Genomic DNA, 26,202 nt, shown 5'->3' on the forward strand with positions numbered 1-26,202 from the left:
TTTCTTTTTTCTTGATAAAAAAGAAAGAAAAAATCAAGACTCCATAAAAAAGGCTAAAAATTACCTTTTCAGGCTAAAATGAAATAAGTCACAACAGTTGAATAAAAAACGAACTAAGGATAACATACAAGCCAGCAACATTACCGGGCATTTGTAACATCATTTCATTTCTTAACGCCTGAACAGGCAATTTTCTTAACGCCTTTTTTATGAGGTCGGGCGTTATTAATAAACGTTCGTCTATTCTGCGTTTTAGTTGAATTTTTGCGTTGTTTAATTTACATCAAACATTCTGACAACAGTTCTTGCATAAAGGACATCAGCCGGTTGGGTGCCAAGCGAAGCGATGGTATTCCGAAACAATGCGTAGCAGTTTCGGAAACAAGCGGGTGGAGTCCTGTTGCAAGAACGAAGCCCAGCGGCTTGAGCGTTTGATTTAAGATTGAAGATACCTGCAAACAGACTAAGTAACGGATCAATACTTGCGATTGAACCGAATGAGTTAAGTGAAGTTTTAACACATAAAACTGCAGCAACATCAACGAACAAAAAGACGAACGAAATGCGACGCAACAAAAGTTGAACGCAGAACAACTGCATGTACCAAAAAAATAAGCATAAAAAAGCCGAACAAAATATGTCCGGCTTTTAAATGCTTTTATAAAAAAACTTATACTTTATTCAGTTCAACATTTACAACAAGCTCTACTTCTTTGCTAACGACCAATCCACCAGCTTCAGTTGCCTTGTTCCATTTCAAATTGTAATCGAAACGATTGATAGTTGTTTTTGCTTTGAAACCTGCTTTTGTTTTACCCATATTTAATGCGGTTCCACCAAAAGTAACGTCGAAAACAACTGGCTTTGTTACGTCGCGAATGGTAAGGTTACCGGCAAGTTTGTACTTGTTGCCACCTGCAGGTGTGAAAGAAGTGCTCTGAAACTGCATAGCAGGAAACTTTTCAGCATTGAAAAAATCATCGCTTTTTAAATGCTTGTCACGCATGTCGTTTTCTGTATTGATAGAATTTACATCAACAGTGAAATTAATTTTTGCATCAGAAAAATCGCCCTTTGTATTTTCCATGCTGCCATCAAACATTTTAAAATTACCTTCTACTTCAGATACAACCAGGTGAGTTATTGCAAACTTTACGTTTGAATGGGCTTTGTCAATCACCCATTTTCCTGCCTGGTCTGGCATGGTGACCAACGTTTCATCTTTTGGAGATGCCTTTTCTTTAGAAGGAGTAAAAGCTGAAGTGGCTACTACAATTGCAGCAACAGCTAACGATGCTGTAAAATACTTTTTCATAATGTTTTTTTGCTTTTCAGAGTTTTTATAAGGAATGAAATGAATAGGAGCCAAATATACCCGCCGCCTCCACCCATAAGTTGCTTAAGAGACAAAAGGAAGGAATGTTGCGACGAAAGTGAAAAATTTGTAGGCAAGCTGTAGTAAGCGCAAAGCGTTTTTAGTGCATCGCTTTAGATACTCACCTTACAACTTATAACCGCTGCTGCAAAACGCCTATGATTTCATTTTTCCAACTTTTGAAATTATTGTCCAGAATTTGCTTTCTTGCCTCCTTAACGAGCCAGAGGTAGAAAGCCAGGTTATGAATACTGGCAAGTTGCAACCCAAGAATTTCGTTTGCAACAAATAAGTGTCGCATATAAGCTTTACTATAGTATTGGCTTACTTCATTTGGCAACTGGTCATCAATCACCGAAAAATCCTTAGCCCATTTAAGGTTCTTGATATTAATCACCCCTCTTGTAGTAAACAACATCCCATTTCTTCCATTACGGGTAGGCATTACGCAATCAAACATATCAATACCAAGATCAATGCACTCAAGAATGTTCCATGGGGTACCAACGCCCATCAGGTAACGCGGTTTATTCTCCGGAAGTTCTTCGCAACATAAGGCTGTAAACTCGTACATCATATCCATTGGCTCGCCCACGCTTAAGCCACCAATCGCGTTTCCCGGGGCATCTTTTGATGCGATGTAGTGACATGAAGCTCTTCGCAAATCCTTATAAGTTCCACCCTGAACTATTGGAAACAGATTTTGCGAATAGCCATACTTTGAGGGAGTTTCATTAAAATGAGTAAAACAGCGGTCAAGCCAGCGGTGTGTTAAATCCATGCTGTCTTTGGCATATTTGTACTCGCTTGGGTAAGGCGGACATTCATCGAAGGCCATCATGATATCGGCCCCGATGGTCCGCTCAATATCCATTACTTTTTCAGGTGTGAATAAATGCTTGCCTCCATCGATGTGCGATTGAAACATCACCCCTTCTTCATTAATCTTCCGGTTCGCCGCCAACGAAAAGACCTGGTAGCCGCCGCTGTCTGTGAGAATAGGACTGTGCCAGCCGTTGAACTTATGAAGACCACCTGCAGCTTCTAATACTTCAAGTCCCGGCCGCAGATAAAGGTGATAAGTATTACCAAGAATTATTTGCGCCTGCACATCCTTATGTAGCTGTTGTTGGGTTACTGCTTTTACGCTTCCTACAGTACCAACCGGCATGAAGATCGGTGTTTCAATTTCACCATGATCTGTAGTTATTTTTCCCGCTCTCGCTTTCGACTGTTCTTGTGTATGTTGAAGTTCAAATTGTAATGCCGGCATAAGCCGGCAAAAGTAGGGAAATGACTACAGCAATATAAGAGCATATGCCAACATAACAAATGTTTAAAATATTTACTTAAAGCTATTTGTGTTTTTTTCCGTAGATCCAGAAGTCTTCGTCAGGAACTGTTGAATGAATTTTTGGATAATATAGTAGTTCGTACCCAATTGCATTAATTGCGGAATCGTTTCTTCTACCATTAAAAACCATCGTCTCAATATCATCTCTGGGGCCAATCTTTAAAATGTCTTTATAGCTGCGTGGCTTTCTTTTATCGTTAAACTTTATAAAACTTCCCCTGGCATCAATAGTAGGATAATACACCTGGTTAATGCTTCCATAATGCAATAAAGCCATCGCTTCAAAGTCAGGATGAAGGAGTATTTTATCATTATTTCTGCCACTGTTAGTCAGAAATGTTGCCGCGTCTTTCGCACCTGAAAAAGGATACTTTATTTCATACACATGCACAAAAACAGAAGCCGCTAATTGGGTTAACAACATTGTTGTAAAAAAATAATTAAAATAAAGAGTCCATTTATTTGTCCGAGTAGATGAGGAACGATAAAGCCAGGTACATGCTATTAGCAAAACAAAAAAGGCACCAGTATGCCTTAACTGACCGCGATCGAAAATAAAAGACATAAATAAAAAAAAGCCTGTAAAAGATGCTGCAAAGAACATGGAAATTAAAAGGGATCGTCTCCAGGCACCAATCGCAAGAATAATCATTGTAAGCGCCAATAGTTGCGGCAAAAGAAAAACACCGTTTTTTACAAAATTACTTTTAAGATGGTTGCGTTCAAACAAACTGGTGCCCCAGTATCTTCCCTCTTCTAAGGGAGCAGGCAAATAAAACAGCACGTTGGAAATTTCCTTAGAAATTTTAGCCATCCTTTTATAGTTAAGTGTGGCGGCTATTTTCAACTTTGGTGTCCGGTCTGGCGGTGCAACCAGTTGCAACATGGCAGTCGTTAAAAAGACTAAAAATACAAGGACGGTGGCGTAAAAGAGTTTTGATTTATAAAAGGATAATTTGTTTAATGGAAATAAGTTGCAGAGAAAACAGGTAAATAAGCAGCAGCTGATAATAAATGAATAAATATTGGTGTTAGCAGCGAGGCCTAATACCACAGCAATGTTTATCATTGTTCTTTTTGACTTTTTCCGTAGGTAAAGACATATTGAGAGAAACAGAAGAAATACGCCAATTGAATAATTCCTGCTTATAATCAAATATTCAAACGAAAAAAAGTAAGAAAAACACAAGAGAAATTTTTCGACAAAAGAAAATGGTGAATAAAAGACGATAAGTGCTACTACAGATAAGCCGATCAGGAGATGAACAACCTGTATGGTATAAATGGAAGGAAATATATGGTACGCAACAAACAAGATTAAATGCCATAAAATGGGGTGTCCCTCATAACGAACATTTTGCCATAGCTCGCCCAGGTTTTTACTATCTCTAACCAAAAGGAACGCCTGCGACTCATCTCGCCACATTTCATGATGATAGATAGTAATGGCGCCAATAACACAAGTAGAAATAAATAGAAGTACAATAAAAAGTTGACGATGCTTTTTATACAAAGTGCCGACCGGCATCAGGAACTGGGAGAACAATTAAACAGCTTTTTGTTATTGTAAAATATCTTTTAAGAAAACCAAACCGGCTGCCTAAACAGATGCAGCATTTAGAGGTTTTGCAGCTGCAAATGTAGTGAGCCGTTTATTACGTCTACAGGATATTGTCTTTCCTAAAGCTGAAGTTTCAATAGTACGAGCTCGAGGCGTTAAAGCTGATTAATTATTGGAATGACAAGTTTAATTGTTTTTGCGGGACCGTAAACTAATGGCTTTTTGTATTTTAGTAGCGCATAAAATGTATAGATGAAATCTCCAGAATTTAGAAAATTAAATGTAGAGCTACCCCTTGAACCAATAACTAATGATCGGCCATGGTCAATTGCAGGATGGTTTATTGCCTGTGCATTTTTTATCGTTGTGGCATATGCATTCCTGAAGTATAAAGAAGTATTGTAACGGCGCCTTACCCTACCGGTATTTGTTTTTCAAATTAGCGAACCCATTCACTTTCATAAAATATCCCCTTGTTATATTCCCCGTGTCGCAATCATTCAATCAAATCCAACAAACTGTCTATCAGCTTATGACCTTATTTCTTTTCCCAATTAAGAATATTAGTATATTGCTAATTCGAAAATGCAAGGGCTGCAAAAGCTTTTGCCGCTTCTCTTCTAACGATTAATCTTATTAACTACAAAAAGACACCTAACTTTTCTTGCCATGAGTTATTCACCAATCAACCGCCGCCATTTTATAAAAGGAGCAACTGCTACCCTCGCCCTTTCAGCCCTACAAGCAAATGGAATGAACCTGACTGTACCAGGCAAAACGTACGCTGTTGCTTTAATCGGCACAGGCTGGTACGGCAAAAGTGATTTATTCCGCTTAATCCAGGTAGCACCTGTAGAAGTGGTAGCCCTTTGTGACGTAGATAAAAATATGAGGGAAGGTGCAGCTCAACTGGTAAGCCAGCGGCAGAAGTCAAAAAAAACACCCAAGCTATACGGCGACTACCGAAAGATGCTGGCAGAGAACAAGCTTGATATTGTTATAATAGGTACGCCGGACCATTGGCACGCACTACAAGCAATTGATGCAATGAAAGCTGGCGCCCACGTGTATGTGCAAAAACCAATAAGTGTAGATGTAATCGAAGGCGAAGCCATGGTAGCTGCTGCACGTAAATACAACAAAGTTGTGCAGGTAGGCACCCAACGAAAAAGCACCCCCCATTTAATCGATGCTAAAAAGAATATAGTTGATGCTGGCCTTCTTGGAAAAATATCACATGTTGACATGTGCTGCTATTTTCACATGCGTGCAAACGGCAACCCGGCAGTGCAACCGGTTCCGGCATTCCTCGATTATGAGACCTGGACTGGTCCGGCTCCAATGCGTCCTTATGATGGTTTGCCACATGTACGCTGGTGGCGCACTTTTACCGAATATGGCAACGGCATCATGGGTGATATGTGTGTACATATGTTCGATACGGTACGTTGGATGCTGAAGCTTGGCTGGCCTACGCGAATCAGTTCTACCGGTGGAATCTATGTGCAAAAGGACGGCAAGTCAAATATAACCGACACCCAGTCAGCGCTTTTTGAGTACGACGATCTAAACTGCGTTTGGCAACACCGCAGTTGGGGCACTCCCGCTAACCCCGATTATCCGTGGTCTTTTACCATCTATGGCGACAAAGGAACGCTGATCGCGTCGACCATGCAGTATGATTTTATTCCTGTCGATGCAAAAAGCGGAAGCAAAGTGCATAAAGATGTTGTGTACGAAAAGGAAAAATATCCCGAAGATGTAACCGAGCCAACTGAACCGAAAATAGAATTGAACGCTGCACCCGCTACGCGCCTGCACATGCTCGACTTTCTGGCTGCCATAGAAAAAGGAGGCCGGCCAATTGCTGACATAGAAGAAGGCCATATTTCAACAGCCAGTTGTATCCTCGCTAATATGTCTATGAAGGTAGGACGTCCGTTGGTGTACGATCCCAGGAAGCGTCAAATCGTTAACGACCCCGAGGCAAATGCGCTGTTGAAAAGGCCCTATCGCGCTCCCTATATTCATCCCGATCCTAATCAGGTTTAAAAGTTTTTGTAGCGTTTTTAGAGAAATCAGAATAAACAAGAGTACGAAGGAGCATTGCCTTTTTGAACCCAGCTGAATTAGTAGGCGGTACAATGTTGCGTCGCACTCTTGTACTTTTTTCTCTTTACTCACCAGAAACATTAGTCCTTAATTCCTCAAAAGCAGGCCAACCATTCACCCCCAATGGAGTATCATGTTTAAGCAAGTTTACAGTATCTGCTTGTTTTGCGCCGCCCTTGGTGGTCTCTTCTGCTTTATTAATCCCCGAAACTCAAATAATCCTGGTGATGAGCCTTCGCCTACGCGCTCTCCCATCGAAGAATTGGCAACTTTTCAAATTGAGCCGGGTTTACAAATTCAACTGGTAGCTTCAGAGCCTATGGTGCAGGATCCCGTGGTAACAACTTTTGATGCCGACGGCCGACTATGGGTGGTTGAAATGCGGGGTTTCATGTCCGATATTGAGGGAACCGGCGAGAAAGAACGGGTAGGGCGGATATCAGTACTCGAGGATACAAATGGTGACGGAAAAATGGACATAAGTACAATTTACCTCGACAGCCTCATTATGCCCCGCGCTATTGCAATTGTCCAGGGCGGAGCGTTGGTAGCTGAGAACGGTTCTCTCTGGCTCACAAAAGATGTCAATAACGATTCAAAGGCCGATACTAAAATACTCATAGACTCTACTTATGCAGGCAGTCCACTACCCGAACACGCTGGTAACGGACTTTGGCGAGGAGTAGACAATTGGTATTATAACGCTAAGTCGCGGTTCCGGTACAAGCTTGTTGAAGGGAAATGGCAACGCGACAGCACCGAGTTCCGCGGACAGTGGGGCATCAGCCACGACAACGAAGGCCGCTTAGTTTACAATTATAACTGGTCGCAGCTTCATGCCGACCTGGTTCCTCCCAACTATTTGTCGCGAAACAAAAATCATAAACCAACAACAGGCATTGATCATGGTTTGACTGTAGATCGTCGGGTATACCCTATCAGACCTAACCCAGCAGTAAACCGTGGTTACATTCCAGGTACACTAGACAACCAGGGACGTTTGATTGAATTTACGGCAGCTTGCTCTCCCTTATTTTATCGTGGTATTTCCTTGCCCAAAGAATACTACGGCAACGTGTTTGTGTGTGAACCTTCAGGAAATCTTGTAAAACGAAATGTAGTAGAAGAAAACGGATTCCTTATCTCTGCCCGTGATCCGCATCCCGGCAAAGAATTTCTCGCTTCCACCGATGAGCGGTTTCGGCCAGTTCAGTTATCAACCGGACCCGATGGAGCACTGTACGTTACAGATATGTACCGGGGATTGGTGCAGCATGCTGCTTATATTACCCCATACCTGCGTGATCAAACGATGAACCGAAAATTAGTACAGCCTATCCATCGCGGACGTATCTGGAGGATTGTTCCAAAGAATTGGAAGCCCTTAAAAACAAAGAAATTGTCTAGTGCCACCGGGGAGGAGCTGGTAAGCTACTTGTCGCATCCCGACGGTTGGTATCGGGATATGGCTCAGCGGTTACTTGTAGAGCGTAACGATAAGAAGGTAGAATCAACCCTAACCAACCTTGCTTTAAAAGGAAAGAATAAGTTTGGCCGGTTCCATGCTTTATGGACTCTGCAAGGTTTAAACCTCGCTCAGCCTGACGTGCTTTTACAACTGGCATCCGACCCAGTTCCTATCGTACAAACAACTGCCTTGCGACTGCTTGAACCCTTTGCAACGAAGGATAAGAAAGTCCGGGTGCAGTTAGAGCAGGCTTTGATAAGGCAATGGCCCCACGCTTCCGAAAAACAAATACTACAGATCGCGCTGACTGCTCAGGTGCTAGATCCTCTGGTATCAAATCAATTATTATCGGGCATTGCCGGTAAATATGCGGGGTTTCCATTAATTCGCGATGCCATTATAAGTAGCCTCGGGGATCGGGAATTTGCCTTTTTGAAATACTTATGGAAAAATCCGGATTGGCAAAAACACCAGGCGGCAAAGGAAATTTTGTTTGAAATGTTGGCAACTGCCATCATTCACAAAAGAGATCCATCTGAGCTCACTTCATTGCTGGCGATGATGGATGAAAAAAAACTACCCTTAAACTGGCGGCAAAAAGCGGTACTAATGGGGCTCTCTATAGGAGGTGGCAATAATTTAATGGCTGTCCGGCTGCCGACCGCTCCGGCCATACTTGTAAAACCCGCAGGTAGAATAGCATCAAACCGACTTGCAGCATTAACTAGTTTATTTGAATGGCCGGGACATGTTATCGATAAAAGTAAGCCAGGTTTGAAAAGCGTATTAAACAAAGAACAGCAGCAACTGTTTTCTCAGGGTCGGCAACAGTACCTAACTACCTGTGCTGGTTGTCACGGAACAGACGGAGCTGGCATAAAACGTTTTGCGCCACCACTTGCCGGTTCCGAATGGGTTGTGGGAGATGAAAAAAGGTTAGCCTTAATTGTCTTGCACGGCATGGAAGGAGCGGTAGAGGTGGCAGGCAAAAAGTACGACTCACCAGAAATCTTGCCAGTTATGCCCGCTCATTCCACTATGGACGACGCCTCTATTACTGCTATTCTTACTTATATCAGAAATGAATGGGGTAATAGTGCTGGACCTATAGGCAAACGTACTGTTGGTATCACAAGAAACACTACGCAAGGGCGGGTAGTTCCATGGAAAGCCGGAGAATTAAAAAAATATGTGCTGGAAACAAAAGCGACTGAAAGTAAATAAAACCGTTATGACTATACCCAATACCATGGAAGATGACCAAAAATATTCGTTGCCGGCAACTACATATAGCGCCCCGTTATTAAACAGGCGGAACTTTCTACACAAAACAAGCATGGGAGCTGCAGCTCTAATGTTACCAAAACTGCCGGCATTTCGGAAAGAAACCGCAATGGGTATTGTGGTGCACTCCTATGGCCTCCGCTGGAACTCTAAGGTTGAGAGTCAGAAATATCCCGGCTTTACTAACGCGCTTGATTTAATGGAACATTGCAATAAAATAGGTGCCGGCGGTACGCAGGTGGTAGTTAGCAACTGGACAAATGATTTTGCAAAGAAAGTTCGAAGCAGCCAGGCAAAATTAGGATTGTACTTAGAAGGGTCTGTCGGTCTGCCAAAAAATGCAGCAGATGTGCCACGGTTTGAGCAGGATGTTATAAACGCCAAAGATGCGGGCATGCAGGTATTAAGAACGGTTTGCTCAAGCGGCAGGCGGTACGAAAACTACCATTCAATGGAAGCTTTTCGGCAGCTTCAAAAAAGTGCTTTACTTTCCTTGCAACTAGCCGATCCTGTTTTACGAAAACACAAAATGAAACTGGGTGTTGAAAATCATAAAGACTGGCGGGCGCCCGAATTAGAACAGATATTGAAACAAGTCAACAGCGAATGGATAGGTGTAACGCTTGATTTTGGTAATAGTATTTCTTTGTTAGAAGACCCGATGAACGTTATTCAAACACTTGCACCTTATGCTTTTTCTACTCACGTAAAAGATATGGCGCTGGAAGAATATGCTGACGGATTTCTGTTATCAGAAGTCCCTCTCGGAAAAGGTATACTTGATCTGCCAGCCATCATTGCCGTCTGCAAAAAATACAATTCAGACGTCACTTTTAGCCTCGAAATGATCACACGGGATCCACTCAAGATCCCTTGTTTTAAAAATGAATATTGGGAAACTTTTGCTGAAGTACCAGGTTCAGATCTTGCACGAACCATGCGCCTTGTTCGTCAGTACAAAAACAACACTCCTCTTCCGAGAATTTCCCACCTGTCTTCCGAAGAGCAATTAGCCGCCGAAGAGCAAAATATACTTGACTGTCTGGCCTATAGCAGAAATACTTTAGGGCTTAAATAGTCTACTCAAATAATAATTAAATAAGTTCAACTACAATTCATGAGCAAAGAGGTACTTCCGGGAATTAAACAGTTTGATTTAAGTGGCAGATCAGCTATTGTTACAGGAGGCTCAAAAGGTCTTGGTTTAGCAATGGCGGCCGGGCTGGCCTCGGCTGGAGCGAATATAATGTTGGTAAATCGAAACGCAGAGGAAGGAACTGTAGCCGCCGAAGAATTAAGCAGCGATTTTGGCATTAAAGCAATCTCCTTCCCTGCCGATATTACCAGCCAGGAGCAAACAGAAGCAATGGCAATGGCCGCAATAGAAATGTTCGGCAAAATCGACATCCTTATTAACAGTGCAGGCATTAATATACGCGGCCCAATTGATGAAGTTACTCCCGAAGACTTTAGCAAGGTAATGGAAGTAAATGTCAAGGGCACCTGGCTTTGCTGCAGGGCAGTAACTCCTTATATGAAAAAAAACAGCAGTGGCAGCATTATTAATCTCGCCAGTACATTGGGCCTCGTTGGCTTATCTAATCGCACACCTTATACTGCCAGCAAAGGGGCAGTTGTACAAATGACGAGGGCGCTGGCATTAGAGCTCGCTCCTTTCAATATCAAGGTAAATGCTATATGCCCCGGACCGTTTTTAACCGATATGAATATTCCCATAGCAGATACAGAAGAAGGTAAAAAATTTGTGATCGGCGCCACTGCCCTTGGCCGTTGGGCAGAACTGCGGGAGATACAGGGAGCAGCAATATTTCTGGCGAGCGATGCCGGTAGTTACATGGTAGGTTCGATGCTTACGGTCGATGGAGGTTGGACAGCACGTTAATACAGCGAAGTTTATAATATATTTTTTTGGAGCAAGCTATATTTCTACTCCAAACATTGTTGCGTCGCACTCTTGTACCTTTTTTTCCCTATTCATCAAAAGACCAAAAATAATTGCGTCAGATAAATCACTAATCCCAACTAAAATAATGGAACAACCAGGCGGTAAAAACAAAAAAACAAGGATTCGGTATGCGATGCTCGGCCTTGTTTTCATCAATGTAATGATCAATTATCTCGACCGCAGTAATCTTTCGGTAGCTGCGGCTTCCCTCAGTAAAGATTTGGAACTGTCAACTGTACAAATGGGATTAATTTTTTCAGCATTCGGCTGGAGCTACGCCCTATTACAAATTCCAGGTGGCTTGATAGCTGATCGGTTTGGTCCAAGAATACTGTATGCCTTTTGTTTAATTACCTGGTCTATAACTACGTTATTACAGGGATTTGCGCGAGGTTTCGTTAGCCTTTTTGGGCTTCGCCTTGCTACAGGTGCTTTCGAAGCTCCTTGTTATCCTATCAACAACCGCATTGTTACCAGCTGGTTTCCCAACCAGGAAAGAGCATCCGCAATCGCTTTATATGTATCCGGCCAGTTTATTGGTTTGGCTTTTTTTACCCCCGGTTTGGTAACTATACAATATTATTTTGGCTGGCAGGGACTGTTTATTACTACTGGCCTGGTAGGGTTGGTTTGGGGAGTAGTTTGGTATTTCTTCTACCGCGATCCGCTACAACATAAGGGGGTCAACGCCGAAGAACTCGATTATATCGCGAAGGGCGGAGGCTTAATCTCAGGTAAAAAAAACGAACCAGACCAACCATCCATCTGGAAATGGGCGAATATAAAACAGGTTTTTTCTACCCGCACCTTATGGGGCATATATATAGGCCAATTCTCTTTAAATGCGATGCTTTGGTTTTTTCTCACCTGGTTCCCGACATACCTGGTTAAATACCGCGGCTTAAACTTTCTCAAATCAGGCTACCTCGCCTCCATTCCTTTCCTCGCTGCATGCGCTGGTTTACTTTTATCGGGCTTCTTATCTGACTACCTGTTACGGAAAGGAAAATCTATAGGAGTAGCCCGCAAAACACCAATTATTATCGGCCTTATCATTTCAATCAGCATTGTAGGCGCCAATTACAGCAATGATACTTTCTCCATCATTTTTTTTATGGCGCTAGCCTTTTTTGGTGCAGGCATGGGATTAATTTCCTGGGTATTCGTTTCAATCTTATCACCCAAACATCTGATAGGCTTAACTGGCGGTGTGTTTAATTTTATGGGCAATTTGGCTTCTATTGTAGTCCCCATTGTCATCGGCTTTTTAGTAAAAGGAGGTGACTTTAAACCCGCATTGCTGTTTATTGGAGCGATTGCACTTATCGGAGCATGTTCATATATTTTCCTGGTGGGGAAAATAGAACAAGTTACGCTAAATGTTGACGAAGCAGAAAGCAAAGCAATGTAAGAATAACGTTGGTTGATAGGGTTCTTATTAACAGACAAAGTATAATAACAAGTTGTACGAATTAATAAACATGTATTAAAGCGGCTACCGTATATGCTATTACAGAAACTACAATTCCGTACATAAAAACGCTATAAGATACCCGCAACAACTTGTATTTATGCCCAAGCACTCTGCCTTGCCAATAGGTGTCTTTAATAAGACTTCCGTATAAAAAACTGCGGTCATCCATCATCTTCCTCATCCCATCATCATAAGATCCTAAATCCATATTGTAAATGCTACCATAGAATAACAGGTTGACAGATTTGTTCTCAACCTGCTCTGGAGTAAAAACACCTTTAGTAGCTTTTGGCCTTGTTGCCAGGATAGCGTAAATAATAGTGGCAACATTTGTGGCTAATAGAATAACTGTAGGAATGATCAGGTGGCTGTTTTCGTCAAGTTTTCCTAAAATAAGTCCCAGAATTACTGATATAATGATGGAGTTGACTGAAATCATAATATGAGCTTTATTATCTGCCATCATACTAATTTTTTGACTGTTCGAGGAGGTAATCCTGAACATTGTCTCTATACCCCTTGTCGGTCTTTTATCAGCGTTGGAAGCTCTTTTATTTTTAGTGTAATTATCCAGCTCCGTTGACTCTGGTTGTGTATCATTTGTTTCCGCGATATTAGAATTGGCAAGAAACACCTTTCCAGCCTGTTTATTTTTCAGTCTAACTAAATGTTCTTCTTTCGCTCTCTTCAAAAGGGATGTACAATAATCGGTAAGGTAAGTGTGTTCCTCAAGCATCTTTATAGTTTCTGCTCTCCATTCATGTCCTCCTATTTTAGTGCTCCTTAGCCCTTCGAGTTCCTTTTTAAGTAGTTTTTGACCTTCTTTAAAACCATCTGTTCCTAACCAAAAGGTGTTAGCATCACGAATAATTTTTTCAGGTAAGGTATCCGCACTTCCAGGTTTCCTGACAGTGGAAATGCATTTTTTAACTTCATCAATATCAGCTTCCGGTGCTCCATTACTTTTTAAAAACCGCTCTGCAAGTTCTGCACTTTTGGTTTCGTATGCCTCTAAGATCCCTGTTAGATAACCCGCCTTATAAAACCAAGCGGTGGCACAAACAATAAAAGATGAGCGTTCATCCAGCTTATAATGTCGTGAAATTTTTTCAGCAATACATACGACTTCTTTTGCCTCTAGGTATGTATGAAAAAGCAATCGTTGATCAGCGTGCTGTTTATAGAAGGCGATAAAATGTTCTTCGATCTTCTTTAATAGCTTATTATAATTCATATAGTGTTAGGTATACTGTAAATACTTCTAAAGCATCCTCTAATATATTCTATTTTCCCGAACCCGATAATTCGTTGCGTTCATAAAAAACCACTTATTGAATTAAAAACTTTTTACGCGGCAAATCTTCTTTTCACTTTGAAGTGCGGGAAGGAGTTCTTATTTTAAAGGAACCAATAACTGTAGCTTTTATTAGTAGATCTGCAATTGCGGTATTATTTATTAATACTCTTATACATCACATCTTTTTCTAATGAAAATATTTTTACTAGCATTAACCTTTATAAGCTGGGCATTTCCTCGCAAAAATAGTTGCGGCCCGCGGCTAAAGTTGGAGTGGACTGCCTATCAACCTGCTAATCTAAAGGCATCAAAATTGTTTAACACAGATGAAGTTCTAAATATTAAATTAAGTGGAAGTCTTCGTGAAATCTTTAGTGATCGCGCTGAAAAGGTAAAGTATCATCCCATAAGTTTTTCTTACGCCGCCATAGATAGCAGTGAAGTAACCATTTCCGCAGAAGCTAAAACCCGTGGTCATTTCAGAAAAACGGCCGGCACTTGCCTGTATCCACCTCTTATGCTTCGTTTTGTTAAAAACGAAAAATTCAGGTCTTCAATTTTTAGTGACCAGAGTAAGCTCAAATTGGTAATGCCCTGCCAGGGAGACGAATACGTGGTAAGAGAATGGATGGTTTACCGGTTGTATAACCTAGTTACAGCAAAAAGTTTTAGGGCACGCCTTGTGAGGGTACAGTTAGAGGATGCAAAAAAGAAAAAGAAGCCTACTCCGTTCTATGGAATTTTGTTAGAGGAAGAACAACAATTGGCTAAAAGAAATCATTCTGTATTGATTGATAAAAACTTGATAAAACCTCAGCAAATTGAGGAAACAAATTTTTTAACGATGGCGGTTTTTGAATATCTTATTGGCAATACTGACTGGTCTATTCAATACCAGCAGAACGTAAAATTACTACTACAAGACTCAGCCGCCCTCCCTGCTGCTGTTCCCTATGATTTTGATCACTCCGGTCTTGTCAATGCACCATATGCAAAACCGGCAGAACAACTGCAGATGTATTCTGTCGTGGAACGCCGGTACAGGGGCTATTGCATTCCCAACACAACAAGATTCGCGGAGGTCTTTTCTGTATTTAAACGTTTAAAAAAAGATATCTACAACCTTTATTCTGATTGTCCCCTACTCGATGCCGGTTATATAAAGGCAACAAAGAAATATCTTGACGAGTTCTACTCAACTATCAATAATGGAAAGGCGATGCAGAAAGAATTTTCCTATCCGTGTGATGAAAACGGCACGGGTAATATAGTGATTAAAGGTCTGCGTAAGGACTGATTACCTATCTATAAGGAGGAGAAGGATTCAGGTCGAATTCTATAACTTTTGTAACCGAAAGGAAGGCGGTTTCTAGTTTCGAAACCTTATTACTAAAACGATAACTTACATAGTCCATACTTTCTCCGGATTTGTTCTTATACCGCTTGGGCGTTAACACATAATTCTCGGAGCCGTCAACATTGTGATTTTTCATTGTAGCCAGATCGAGTCTGAGATAGCCCGGATCTATATTTTTTAAGGATCTTGGTTTATCAGACATCGAATCCAGCCTAATTACGTCGCCCAATTTATTTTTGTTAACGTCATAAGCGTATCCCGTCAAAATATAACTTTTACTATCCAATTTCTGAAAATAAAAATCAAAGTATGCAAATGAGGGGTATGCACTAAGGGTGTTTTTCACAGCACTCCCTTTTAAAGTTACAATGCAGTAATTGTCCCTCTCAGATTGACTAAAAGAGGTTACGAAAGAACAAATCAGAAGCATAAAAAGCAATACGGGGTTTAATTTCTTCTTCATATTTTAGATTTAAAAAGTTTACGGCAAGCTGACTGGAAAAGTTGTAATCAATTAGAGGTTTTGATGTACTCGTACAAGTAACAATATTATAATTACATATGCAAGAGTTGAGATAAGAACGTGCATAAAAAATGCTTTTGTATAAGTTCGTAATACTCGTTCAACACCCTGGTGCAACAACTTCCATCTTACCAATACCATCATCAGCACAGTCACTTGTACCTGTGAATATTCTATTAGACCGTTTTAATAGAGTGAACACGCCTAACACATCATATGTTCTTTTGCATAACCAGCACAGATTATTACGGTGGTAAATAAAAGAGGGTCAACCTTAATAAAAGAGGTTGCCCATCCGTCATTAAAACCTGTAATTCATAATTTATTCCTTTACCTTCAAACCGGTTGATCTGTTATCGGTGATGGTATTAATTCGTCTAATTGAGCGCCCAAATGAAAAAAACAAGTAGTAATACTATTCTTACAAAAAGAGTGTTCTTTATTACCTTGATCCTGTTGTTGATCTTTGTCATTAATCCGCTCCTGCTTTTAAAGTCATACGCCGGAGATGCGCCCCTCGCTGCTTCGGGAGATGTTTCGCTTACCAATGTAAGCAACTCATTTTGGCTTTGGAATTTCTTAGGGCGGCTTCATCCTTTAGTAGTCCATTTTCCAGTGAGCCTGCTTTTAATTGCGGCGCTGCTCGAACTTGCTACAATTAGAAACTTCAATTCCCGTCTAAGACCCGCCATCAATATTCTGCTTGCTACGGGAACAGTAACAGGTGCCCTTGCCGTTGTTTTCGGATTGTTACTAGCCAGAAGTGGTGACTATGGAAAGGATACATTGAATTGGCATCAATGGACAGGTATTATAACAGCAGGTCTGGGTGCTATAGGTTTATTTTTTTTATACCAGGTAGTAAATAAAAAACGGGTCAACATGGTTAAGCCTTATCGTGCAACGCTTATTGTTGCTGGTATTGGTGTCTGCATTGCCGGACACCTGGGGGCAGCGTTAACGCATGGTAATGATTACATCTCATCTACACTTCCCTGGAGCAGTGATTATGAAGCTACCCCTGTTAAGAATTTTGATTTCGCTTTTTATAAAGACGATACCGTGAAGCTGAACAACAAAGAAGAGATGGAGCTGAATGTGCAGGTAAGATCGATTCTTGCTCATAACTGCTATAAATGCCACGGACCCGAGAAAATAAAAGGCGAACTGCGGCTCGACAGTAAAAAAATGATCTTTAAAGGAGGCGAAGATGGCCCTGTGATCGTACCAGGTGATCTGGCAAAAAGTGATCTGTTTCGGCGAATAACATTACCAGCAAATCACAAAGATGTCATGCCGTCAAAAGGCAAAAAATTATCAGAAAGTGATATTGCAACTATAAAGTTCTGGATACAAAAAGGGGCACCATGGCCAGAGGGAAATGATAAAGAAGAAAACAATTACCGGGTTGCTGCATTGGAGCCTCGTAATCCACCGCTTCCTGTTGCCTCAGGTAACATCAAAAACCCGGTAGATGTATGGGTGAACGAATATTTTAAAAAGAATAAGATACAATGGGTTCAGCTGGTAGACGACAGAACTTACCTAAGGAGGGTATACCTGGATATTTTGGGTCTGTTGCCGGTACCTGAAGACTACACGGCATTTTATAAAGATACAAGGCCAGATAAAAGGGCCATTTGGGTAAGAACACTCTTGAACAGGAATGATGATTATGCAATGAACTGGCTCACGTTCTGGAACGATGCCCTAAGAAATGATTATACCGGTACTGGATATATTACAGGAGGCCGCTCTAACATCAATAACTGGTTGTACAAGTCATTGCAATCCAATAAACCATATGATGCCTTTGTAAGGGAACTTATTAGTCCTGACAAAGAATCAAAAGGATTTATTGAAGGTATCAAATGGCGGGGAGTAATCAATGCAAGTCAACGTACAGAAATGCAGGCAGCCCAAAACGTGTCACAGGTTTTCTTCGGACTTAACCTGAAATGCGCTTCCTGCCATAATAGCTTTATCAGCGACTGGAAGTTGGAAGATGCCTATGGCTTTGCGAATATTTTTGCCGACTCATCTCTCGAAATAGCTCGTTGTGATAAGCCGTCAGGCAAGTTTACAACAGCAAAAGTGCTTTGGAAACAACTGGGTACTATCAATAGTGCTGCGACAGCTGCAATAAAGCAACAACAGTTGGCTGAGATCATGACCAGGCCAGAAGATGGTCGCCTTTATCGCACTGTTGTAAATCGGATATGGGCCCAGTTTATGGGACGCGGTCTTGTTGAACCTGTAGACCTGATGGACAATGAACCCTGGAGCCAGGACTTGCTGGATTGGCTGGCTTTTAATTTTGTCCAAAATAAATCAAACCTCAAAGAGTTAATCTACCTCATCACCACGTCCAATACCTACCAATTGCCGTCTGTCGGATTTAAGGAACCCAATCAAATTATAGCGAAAGAGTATAAATTTAAAGGAATGTTGAGGAGGAGAATGTCAGCGGAACAATTTGCTGATGCTGTAAGCACCGTTATTGCACCTGTTTTTCCAGATTCGCTCATTAAATTCAATCCGTTTGTAGCAACTGTAGTGGAGAAAGAAGTACCGAAGAAACCGGATCCTAAAAAGGAGGCTGTAAAAAAACCAATTGTCGAAAAATCAGAGGCCGAAAAAAAGTTAGCCGCCGAAAAGCAAGCTGCCGAAAGATTGATTCAAAAAAGGTTAGCGGATGAACGAAAAGTAGCAGGAAAATTGGCTGCTGAAAAATTGGTGGCTGAGAAGTCTATCCTGTTATATCCGCGTGCATCCCTGGTAGTAAATAATAGTTTTTTGACGGCACTAGGGCGTCCTAACAGAGAAACCGTGTCTACTAGCCGCGAGTCTCAGGCGAATCTATTGCAAGCCCTTGAACTGACTAATGGCGGTAGGTTTAATGAAGCACTAAAGCACGGCGCTGAAAATTGGAAGAGAAAGTATGGTCAGCCTGACGTGATCATTAAAGAAATCTACAGGAAAGCATTAGGACGTGAACCGCAACAAAAAGAATTCAAAGTTGCTAAACAACTGCTGGAAGTGGATAAAGGCACCGGCGCTGTACAAGATTTGTTTTGGGCAGTTATGCTTCTTCCTGAATTCCAGATCATCTATTGACCGCGCTATGTAATGTACCGAGTATTTCCGGGAACTTGAATTGCTGATCTAATAAAAAACTGTACAAGGGAGTGACACAACGATGACTCATTGAAATTGTAAAGCTGGTACAGAAAATAGGCAGGGGCAAACTAACCTTGCTACCCGCGATCGACCACTAATAAAACATAAATTACATAACCCTTCTTTTTGTAAAGAAAACATTATGGCAACGAATTGGAACCGGAGAAATTTTCTAAAAAATACAAGCGCGGCGATGCTGGCAGCCATGGCAGCCGGTGCGCCCATGACAAGCCTGTTAACTTCCTGTAATTCCAAAAGAACTAATTCAAAAGCCGACTCGGTAATTCTGTTATGGATGGCAGGTGGAATGGCGCACACAGATACCTTTGATCCCAAAAAATTTACTCCCTTTACAAAAGGGATGGACGCAAACAGGGTTCTAAGTACGTTTAAGTCTGTGCCTACAGTGTTAGATGGAATTTCTTTTTCAGAAGGCCTGGAGTCAATTGGAAAAGTGATGGATCGGGGTACACTTATCAGGTCTTATGTTGCCGCCGACATGGGCCACATTCTACACTCGCGTCACCAGTACCATTGGCATACCTGCTACAAGCCACCTCAGTCTGTAGCGGCACCACATTTTGGTGCATGGATCGCTAAAGAGCTGGGACCTGTTAACCCTGTCATTCCTGCTTTTATTGATATCGGACAACGATTTACTTTGGGCGAAGGAGAAGAGCTGAAAGCTTTTCATAGCGCGGGTTTTTTAGGAAATGAATTTGGTCCGTTTTTAATACCTGACCCATCAACCGGCCTTGAGAGCGTGCAACCACCAGTGGGAATGTCTGCTACAAGATTTGAAAAGCGTAACCAATTGTATAACGAGCTGGTAAACAACAGCGCGTTTGGAGAGTATGGCAGCGACTATCAGAAAGAGTCGTTGAAAAGGTCTATGGAGCAAGCTTACATACTATTAAAATCACCGGAAGCAAAGGCTTTTGACATTAATAACGAACCGAAAGAGATCTACGATATCTATAACACAGGCAAGTTTGGATTAGGATGCCTGATGGCCCGGCGGCTGGTTGAGAAGGGGGCGCGTTTTATAAGTGTAACGACCGAATATGAGCCGTTTAAGGGCTGGGATACACACGAAAATGGCAACACAAGGTTACTGGAGATGAAAAAGCAGATTGATGGCCCTGTAGCGCAATTAATAAAAGATCTTGAACGCACAGGAAAACTGGACCGAACCATTGTGATCTTGGCCAGTGAGTTCAGCAGAGATATGATGGTGGAAGGTCGTCCGGACCTAAAAGTACAGGAGCAGGTGCAACAACCCGATGTGATACAGGAATTGAAACATTATGGCATGCACCGTCACTTTACAGATGGCTGCTCGATATTGATGTTTGGCGGAGGCATTAAAAAAGGAAACGTGTATGGTAAAACTGCAGATGAACGGCCATGTAAAACAATAGATAAACCGATTGTAATTGACCAGATACATCAAACTATTTATCATGCTTTGGGAATAGCTGAAGACGCGCATTACGTAGTTGAAAAACGCCCCTTTTATACAACACAAGATGGATTAGGGAAAGCGGAGTTAGGGCTGTTTGCTTAATTCGTACAATTAAACAAATACAAGTTGCCTAATTAAAGTGGTGGAAACAGCCCGGATCTTTAAGCATTCCTTCTACAAACATCCGAATTGAAGCAATAGGGGAACCTTTTTCAACTGCTAAAGTGCAGATGATACTTGTAACCTCAAAGTTGGATCTATAACGAACGTACCGGCAACAGCGTTGGTACAAGTTAAGTTTCCTTGCAACATCCACTTTATTTCGCACTGTCAAAACAATATTAACTGACGTTTTTAAAAAGAATGGAGGGAGTTTCTGCTACCTCCATTTAAAAACCTACTTACAACATAGGTAAATTTGCCAAAGCATCTGGACAAAAGACCCAAATTTTAACTATAAGCTTCAGGACTTGGCGAGTCATCTGAAGCTTTTTCTGTTTCTTACTTTGTTATTATGTATCCGTTTAAATTTTTGTTGCATTTATTGTGAGAGGTGTTAAATCAGGCCAACTTATCTCAACAAAATTTAAGGAAAAGAAATGCTCTCAAGAGTGAAAGAATATGAACGGTGGTAATTAGAGGGTATAAATACAGCTGTTAAGTAGCTATTAATATAATTAAAAAGCACCTTACACCAGGGGGTGCTTTTTATTTAATTAAATCCATAAAAAATAAACCGCAACAGACATCATTGCTCAGAAATGTTTTCAGAAAAGCGCGTACCTCAGCCCGATGTAACACTCTTAGATAGGCTTCAGCAACGCAAGTAGCACACCTTATGGCTAATTGCCGGAGAGTTTGCTTCGCGCTGTACAACTACTTTAATAGTACATGAGCTTGCAATCTGCATTTAATTATAGTAAGATTTGTGTGAAATTGTATGCAAACAATAAAAAAGGGTTTCAGATAAAACTCCTGAAACCCTTACTGCTACTGGTGATCCGGATTGGATTCGAACCAATGACCTACTGCTTAGAAGGCAGTTGCTCTATCCAACTGAGCTACCAGACCATTCACTGCCGATTTAAGCGGTGGCAAAAGTAATTTTTTATTAGTTTGCATCCAAACGAAAATTTATTAAAATGGATGTGAAAATAGAAGAGGGCTGGAAAAACGTTTTATTCAACGAATTTTCGAAGCCATATTTTCAACAAGCCGTTACTTTTGTAAAGACTGAAAAAGCACAGGGAAAAACAATTTATCCTCCCGGATCGCTCATTTTTAATGCTTTCAACACAACACCTTTCGATACCATAAAAGTAGTTTTACTGGGCCAGGATCCTTATCACGGATATGGGCAGGCGCACGGTCTTAGCTTCTCCGTTCCTGACGGTGTATCTCCTCCCCCATCCCTGATCAATATTTTCAAAGAACTTCATAATGATATTGGTATGGCCATTCCTAAAACCGGCGATCTTACATATTGGGCAAGGCAGGGCGTGTTGCTTCTAAACTCCGTACTAACCGTTAGAGCAAATGAGGCTGCCAGTCATGCAAAAATTGGTTGGATGGAATTTACCAATGCCGTTATCAGCAAAATATCTGAAGGAAAAGAAGGAGTTGTTTTTTTACTTTGGGGAAAATTTGCACAGGAAAAACAAGTGCTGGTTGATGAAACAAAACACCTGGTACTAAAGGCTGCGCACCCTTCGCCATTTAGCGCCCATAATGGCTTTTTTGGTTGCAAACACTTTAGTAAAACCAATAATTACCTTACTAAGCAAGGCCTAACTCCTATAGACTGGAGGATCAGCAAATAACTCAGAAATTGCATATAATGAAAATCATTAAAAATATTCTAGGTGCTTTCTGGGCGTTGTGGGGCTTAATTACTTTTTGTGTTACGTTACTTATCATCGTCATTCCTGTTCTTATTACGTTTTTAATAAAAGAACCGATGGGGACTGAAGCCTACAGACAGATAACAAAAATATGGATGAGTGTTTGGCTGACAGTTGTAGGCTCGCCCTTAAAGGTGGTTGGAAGGGGTAATTTTAAGAAGGGCAAGAATTACGTTGTTGTATCAAACCACAACTCTTTAATGGATGTACCGGTAACAACGCCCTACGTTCCAGGAGCAAATAAAACCATTGGGAAAAAGTCTTTTTCCAAAGCTCCTGTCTTTGGGTGGGTTTATATAAGGGGAACGGTTTTGGTCGACAGAAACAGTGATGCCAGTCGACGCAAGAGTTTTGAAAACATGAAAAAGGTATTAGCCCAGGGATTACATATGGTCATTTACCCCGAAGGAACCCGAAACCGTACCGCTGACCCTTTGAAATCTTTTCACGATGGTGCTTTCAAACTTGCTATTGCTGCTGAAAAGGAAATTATCCCCACGCTCATTTTCCACACAAAAACTGTTTTGCCCCCTGAGAAAAATTTTTACATGCGTCCTCACCGGCTCGAAATGCATTTCTTACCCGCAGTTAGTTCCGAAAATATTACAAGCAGGGAATTGCGCGAGAAGGTATTCAAATTGATGTGGGATTATTACTTAGAGAAGAATAGGTCGGCAGGATAACCAGGCAATTTCCATTTACAAAGGACGTCCTATACCTTAAGCACTTACAACTTTCCGGGTATCTCTTTTTGGTACCAACATCCGTTTTCATAGCTGCATTCTTGCGTCGCAATACGTTCGTCGGCATATCATTGTGCACCTGAAGCTTCAAATGAAAATCTGTTCGTTATTGGCAAAAGCAAAAATTTCATCTGCCAGCAAATGATGTCTGGTTGTATACCTGTAACTGTCGGGCAAAACGGTGAACAAGACCGTCAAGTGCCGCGCATTTAAAAGATCCACAAAGATTTTCAGATGAACGAAATGCGACGCAACGATGAAACAACAAAGTACAAATGCCTGTATCAAAAAGAAAGAACAGGTATAACCGTTATTTGGGAATTTTATGTTACTGATAGAAAAACCTTGACCTGTTAATTTTAAGATCGCGTAGAATACCTGATTTAGGATTGATAGTAATGTTGAAAGAGCGGTACAACCCAACGGGAGTTATATTAATAGACATTTGCCAACAGTGCATTTCGCGGCTGATAAACATGGTAAGTGTCTGAATTTGACTGGTTGTAAAATCGTAATAAGTATTACCACCAATTTTCCAACGGGGGGTTAAACTAAAATCACCGTTTACGCTTAGGTTTGAATAAACCCTTGACTCTTGCCGGTAGTTGCTAGCTAACTGCTTTGTATAACTAAGTGAATAAGATAGTTGCAAACTCCAGGGAATATTAAAGTCTGTGTACTCAGCAGGATTGCTTCTTACATATTCTAACTGGCGTTGTTGCTCGTCAGGAGTCATAAAGTCGTCGTTAGGTATTCTTTCCTTATCAGTTTTGCCATCTTTACTTTGGCTTTGAAAAGATGTTGAAACTGCCACACTCGCATTGGTAATTCTTCCCGGGCGAAGTTTGTTATCTGCCAACATAAGGCGTGAACGACGAAATCCGAACTCGTCAACCTGGTAAGGATCGAGGTTGGCATTGGCTGTAATATTTATCTTTTCAAATAAAGTACTTCTCGCGTAAATGCTGATGTTGGACAAAGGGAAACTATCGTTTATTGAGGGAATGAGATTGTAAGATCCATTGAATCCAAATCCATCTAAAAGCCTTACTTTCTTAGTGTTGGCGGTTGTTGTATCCTCGTCTTTGGCATCCTTATCGTCCTTAGAATTTTTACGGTTCAGCACTTTCATTTCAAGCGTATTATCTATACCAAAACCAATACTGCCTGACCTGCCTTCACCGAATGGAGATATAATTCCACCAGTAAATTGTGACACCCGCTGTTTGTGGCCGAGCGAGTCGACCTGCAAATCTTTATAATACTGCTTTTGCATATCAGGCCTGTAATTTAAGCTCATAGTAGGCCTGATTTCATGCCTTATTGCCTGGATCTTACTTGTCTTACTAAACTGGTAAGTACCAAAAACCCTTGTGCTTGCCGACAGCGACATTTGCATTTGCCTGGCTGTATAAATGCCTCTTGAAATACTGGTATCAACTTTATTCTTCGTGCTATCCCACCGCTGCAGCACTTTTTGACCATACCAGTTTTCCTGGTATGATATGCTTGGTGACAATTGTATCGGTCCCATCTGCGGCAATGATAAAGTGATAGGAATAGAATGTGTAGCTCCGTATTGAGCAGTATCTATCATACGCCTGAGACTGAAAGCAGAGTCGTAAAAAGAAACCTGGTTTTGAAAGTTGCCGGTGTAGCCCACCCCTAATTTCTCATACCATTTCGGCGTTCCAACAGATTCCCTTTTTTGAAACGGGTAAATAGTCAACACATTAAAGCTTGCGGTCGGAAGCGTGAGGTTGACTAAGCGCAGGTTATTATTCTGGCTATGGTTGGCACTAACAGTAAGATTATATTTTCCCATCCAGTCGCGGCTGTAGGCAATAGATGAGCTTAAACTGTTTTGGAAGTTCTGTAAGGAGTTATTAGAAACATATCGGTTAAACTTAGTACTACCGGCATTTACGTTGGCAGAAAAGCTGGAACCCGGACTTGCTTTTGTATCGCGGGAGTGGCTCCAGTTGATCATAAAACTTTTGCTCTTTGTAAATTCTTCTTTACTATAGCCTCCGCTATTTAAGATCTTGGTGTTTTGTATAGCCAGGTTAAGATTACCAGTGTATTTATATCGTTTGATGTATCTCGAAGAAAGGTTTGCATTCCAGCCACCATAACTATAAATGTTGCCCCTGACGGTTGCATCAAAATTATCGCTGAGAACCTTATAAAACCCCAGCCCTTCCAAGCCAAGACCAAACTGTTCGTTAGAAGCAAACTGTGGTGGAAGGAGACCTGAATGACGACCACGGTTTAAAGGGTAAATTCCAAAAGGAATACCAATTGGAACCGGTACACCCTCAAACTCTGGCGATGCAGGTCCGGATACCGCAATCTTATTAGTAATCATCTTCATTTTGCGGGTACGAAAAGCAAAGTGGGGTGTATCGAGGTTGCAGGTTGTAAACCTGCCGTGCCAGGCATATATAGTATTGTTATTGATCTTTTTTACAGTTTCTGCATATACATACATTTCACCTTGCTGCAGGTTAGTGCCTTTGGTTAACCCTTTCTGAGAACGAGTATTGTACCAGATCGTATCACTAACACTAGTCATATCTCCCTGCACCAATTTGGGCTTGTCTAAAGGATTGCCGGTTGTATCCGTTGCTCCAAATGCTGTTAGCAGTTGCTTTTCCTGGTTAAGATTAATTGTTGATGCAGAGACCTCTACATCGGAATATTTTGCGTTCGCTTTTCCATATAAAATAAACTCCTTCGTAGGTATAATTAATACACCGCTGTCCTCGGCAGAATAGGTAACAGGCGCATCAAGAGAGTCTTTGGAGAGCTTTACATTTAACGTATCAATGGTACGAACAAGGGTATCTTTTTTAGTAGTATCGTTAACAGCAATTGAATCTCTTATAGAAGTATTTCTTTTTAATATACTATCTACAGTTCCCGTTCGTTTAATTGGAGGAGGAGAGTCAACGATTGTAGAATAAGAAAAATTTTGAAGATTATTATGTTTTTGTTTTGCGCTTACTTTGAGCGTTATTATGAAAACAATAGCAATTAGTGCAAATGCTAAATTTTGTTTTGACCTAACTTTACAACGCTTGCCCATAAGAAGTGCGACAAATTTAATGGTTAAAGCATTAAGGATGTGTGAAGATTAACC

Annotated in this window: 17 protein-coding genes and 1 tRNA gene; 11 read left to right on the plus strand and 7 right to left on the minus strand. The window is 41.2% G+C overall.

Annotated elements, in window-relative coordinates; all coding sequences use genetic code 11:
• Window positions 1-670: 670 nt before the first annotated feature.
• The 3 genes from JWR87_RS03100 to JWR87_RS03110 all read right to left on the minus strand — a co-directional run bounded on the left by JWR87_RS03100 (window position 671) and on the right by JWR87_RS03110 (window position 4,275).
• Window positions 671-1,315: a YceI family protein gene (locus JWR87_RS03100; protein WP_297815474.1), complete on the minus strand. Its 645-nt coding sequence runs from the start codon at window positions 1,313-1,315 to the stop codon at window positions 671-673.
• A 193-nt stretch (window positions 1,316-1,508) separates the two neighbouring features.
• Window positions 1,509-2,648 carry a tRNA guanosine(34) transglycosylase Tgt gene (gene tgt / locus JWR87_RS03105; protein ID WP_297815476.1) on the minus strand — a complete coding sequence of 380 codons (1,140 nt, stop codon included), beginning with the start codon at window positions 2,646-2,648 and terminating at the stop codon, window positions 1,509-1,511.
• 82 nt (window positions 2,649-2,730) lie between these two features.
• The gene (locus tag JWR87_RS03110; RefSeq protein ID WP_297815478.1) at window positions 2,731-4,275 is read right to left on the minus strand and encodes a hypothetical protein; all 1,545 of its coding nucleotides are present in this window, start codon (window positions 4,273-4,275) and stop codon (window positions 2,731-2,733) included.
• A 267-nt stretch (window positions 4,276-4,542) separates the two neighbouring features.
• Here JWR87_RS03110 and JWR87_RS03115 point away from each other — a divergent pair, with 267 nt between their 5' ends.
• The 6 genes from JWR87_RS03115 (at window position 4,543) to JWR87_RS03140 (ending at window position 12,531) form a co-directional block, all read left to right on the plus strand.
• The gene (locus JWR87_RS03115) at window positions 4,543-4,695 is read left to right on the plus strand and encodes a hypothetical protein (protein WP_297815480.1); all 153 of its coding nucleotides are present in this window, start codon (window positions 4,543-4,545) and stop codon (window positions 4,693-4,695) included.
• A gap of 264 nt (window positions 4,696-4,959) precedes the next feature.
• A complete protein-coding gene (locus tag JWR87_RS03120; protein WP_297815482.1) occupies window positions 4,960-6,342 on the plus strand; it encodes a Gfo/Idh/MocA family oxidoreductase in 1,383 nt (460 codons plus the stop codon).
• A gap of 193 nt (window positions 6,343-6,535) precedes the next feature.
• A complete protein-coding gene (locus tag JWR87_RS03125; RefSeq protein ID WP_297815484.1) occupies window positions 6,536-9,094 on the plus strand; it encodes a c-type cytochrome in 2,559 nt (852 codons plus the stop codon).
• A 7-nt stretch (window positions 9,095-9,101) separates the two neighbouring features.
• Window positions 9,102-10,232 (plus strand): TIM barrel protein, encoded by a 1,131-nt coding sequence (locus JWR87_RS03130; RefSeq protein ID WP_297815486.1) that lies wholly within the window; start codon window positions 9,102-9,104, stop codon window positions 10,230-10,232.
• 39 nt (window positions 10,233-10,271) lie between these two features.
• Window positions 10,272-11,057, plus strand: coding sequence for a glucose 1-dehydrogenase (locus tag JWR87_RS03135; protein WP_297815488.1), 786 nt, complete (start codon window positions 10,272-10,274; stop codon window positions 11,055-11,057).
• Window positions 11,058-11,205: 148 nt separating this feature from the next.
• Window positions 11,206-12,531: an MFS transporter gene (locus JWR87_RS03140; protein ID WP_297815490.1), complete on the plus strand. Its 1,326-nt coding sequence runs from the start codon at window positions 11,206-11,208 to the stop codon at window positions 12,529-12,531.
• A 61-nt stretch (window positions 12,532-12,592) separates the two neighbouring features.
• Here JWR87_RS03140 and JWR87_RS03145 read toward each other — a convergent pair whose 3' ends face one another.
• Window positions 12,593-13,828, minus strand: a complete 1,236-nt coding sequence (locus JWR87_RS03145; RefSeq protein WP_297815492.1) for a Pycsar system effector family protein — start codon at window positions 13,826-13,828, stop codon at window positions 12,593-12,595.
• 253 nt (window positions 13,829-14,081) lie between these two features.
• Between JWR87_RS03145 and JWR87_RS03150 the strand changes: the two genes are divergently transcribed.
• A complete protein-coding gene (locus tag JWR87_RS03150) occupies window positions 14,082-15,188 on the plus strand; it encodes a hypothetical protein (RefSeq protein WP_297815494.1) in 1,107 nt (368 codons plus the stop codon).
• A 4-nt stretch (window positions 15,189-15,192) separates the two neighbouring features.
• On the opposite strand, the gene JWR87_RS03155 is transcribed toward JWR87_RS03150, so the two are convergent.
• Complete coding sequence (locus JWR87_RS03155; RefSeq protein ID WP_297815496.1) at window positions 15,193-15,711, minus strand: hypothetical protein; 519 nt, start codon at window positions 15,709-15,711, stop codon at window positions 15,193-15,195.
• A 453-nt stretch (window positions 15,712-16,164) separates the two neighbouring features.
• Here JWR87_RS03155 and JWR87_RS03160 point away from each other — a divergent pair, with 453 nt between their 5' ends.
• Window positions 16,165-18,888 carry a DUF1549 domain-containing protein gene (locus JWR87_RS03160; protein ID WP_297815498.1) on the plus strand — a complete coding sequence of 908 codons (2,724 nt, stop codon included), beginning with the start codon at window positions 16,165-16,167 and terminating at the stop codon, window positions 18,886-18,888.
• A 205-nt stretch (window positions 18,889-19,093) separates the two neighbouring features.
• Complete coding sequence (locus JWR87_RS03165; protein WP_297815500.1) at window positions 19,094-20,518, plus strand: DUF1501 domain-containing protein; 1,425 nt, start codon at window positions 19,094-19,096, stop codon at window positions 20,516-20,518.
• A gap of 892 nt (window positions 20,519-21,410) precedes the next feature.
• On the opposite strand, the gene JWR87_RS03170 is transcribed toward JWR87_RS03165, so the two are convergent.
• A tRNA-Arg gene (locus tag JWR87_RS03170) sits at window positions 21,411-21,487 on the minus strand.
• Window positions 21,488-21,558: 71 nt separating this feature from the next.
• Here JWR87_RS03170 and ung point away from each other — a divergent pair.
• Both ung and JWR87_RS03180 read left to right on the plus strand, forming a co-directional pair.
• On the plus strand, window positions 21,559-22,236 hold the full coding sequence (gene ung, locus JWR87_RS03175) for a uracil-DNA glycosylase (RefSeq protein ID WP_297815503.1): 678 nt from the start codon (window positions 21,559-21,561) through the stop codon (window positions 22,234-22,236).
• A gap of 17 nt (window positions 22,237-22,253) precedes the next feature.
• Window positions 22,254-23,000: a lysophospholipid acyltransferase family protein gene (locus JWR87_RS03180; protein WP_297815505.1), complete on the plus strand. Its 747-nt coding sequence runs from the start codon at window positions 22,254-22,256 to the stop codon at window positions 22,998-23,000.
• A 388-nt stretch (window positions 23,001-23,388) separates the two neighbouring features.
• Here the strand turns inward: JWR87_RS03180 and JWR87_RS03185 are convergent, their stop codons facing one another.
• The gene (locus tag JWR87_RS03185; protein ID WP_297815507.1) at window positions 23,389-26,148 is read right to left on the minus strand and encodes a putative LPS assembly protein LptD; all 2,760 of its coding nucleotides are present in this window, start codon (window positions 26,146-26,148) and stop codon (window positions 23,389-23,391) included.
• Window positions 26,149-26,202: the final 54 nt, after the last annotated feature.

Source organism: Segetibacter sp., from assembly GCF_025963695.1.
GTDB lineage: Bacteria > Bacteroidota > Bacteroidia > Chitinophagales > Chitinophagaceae > Segetibacter.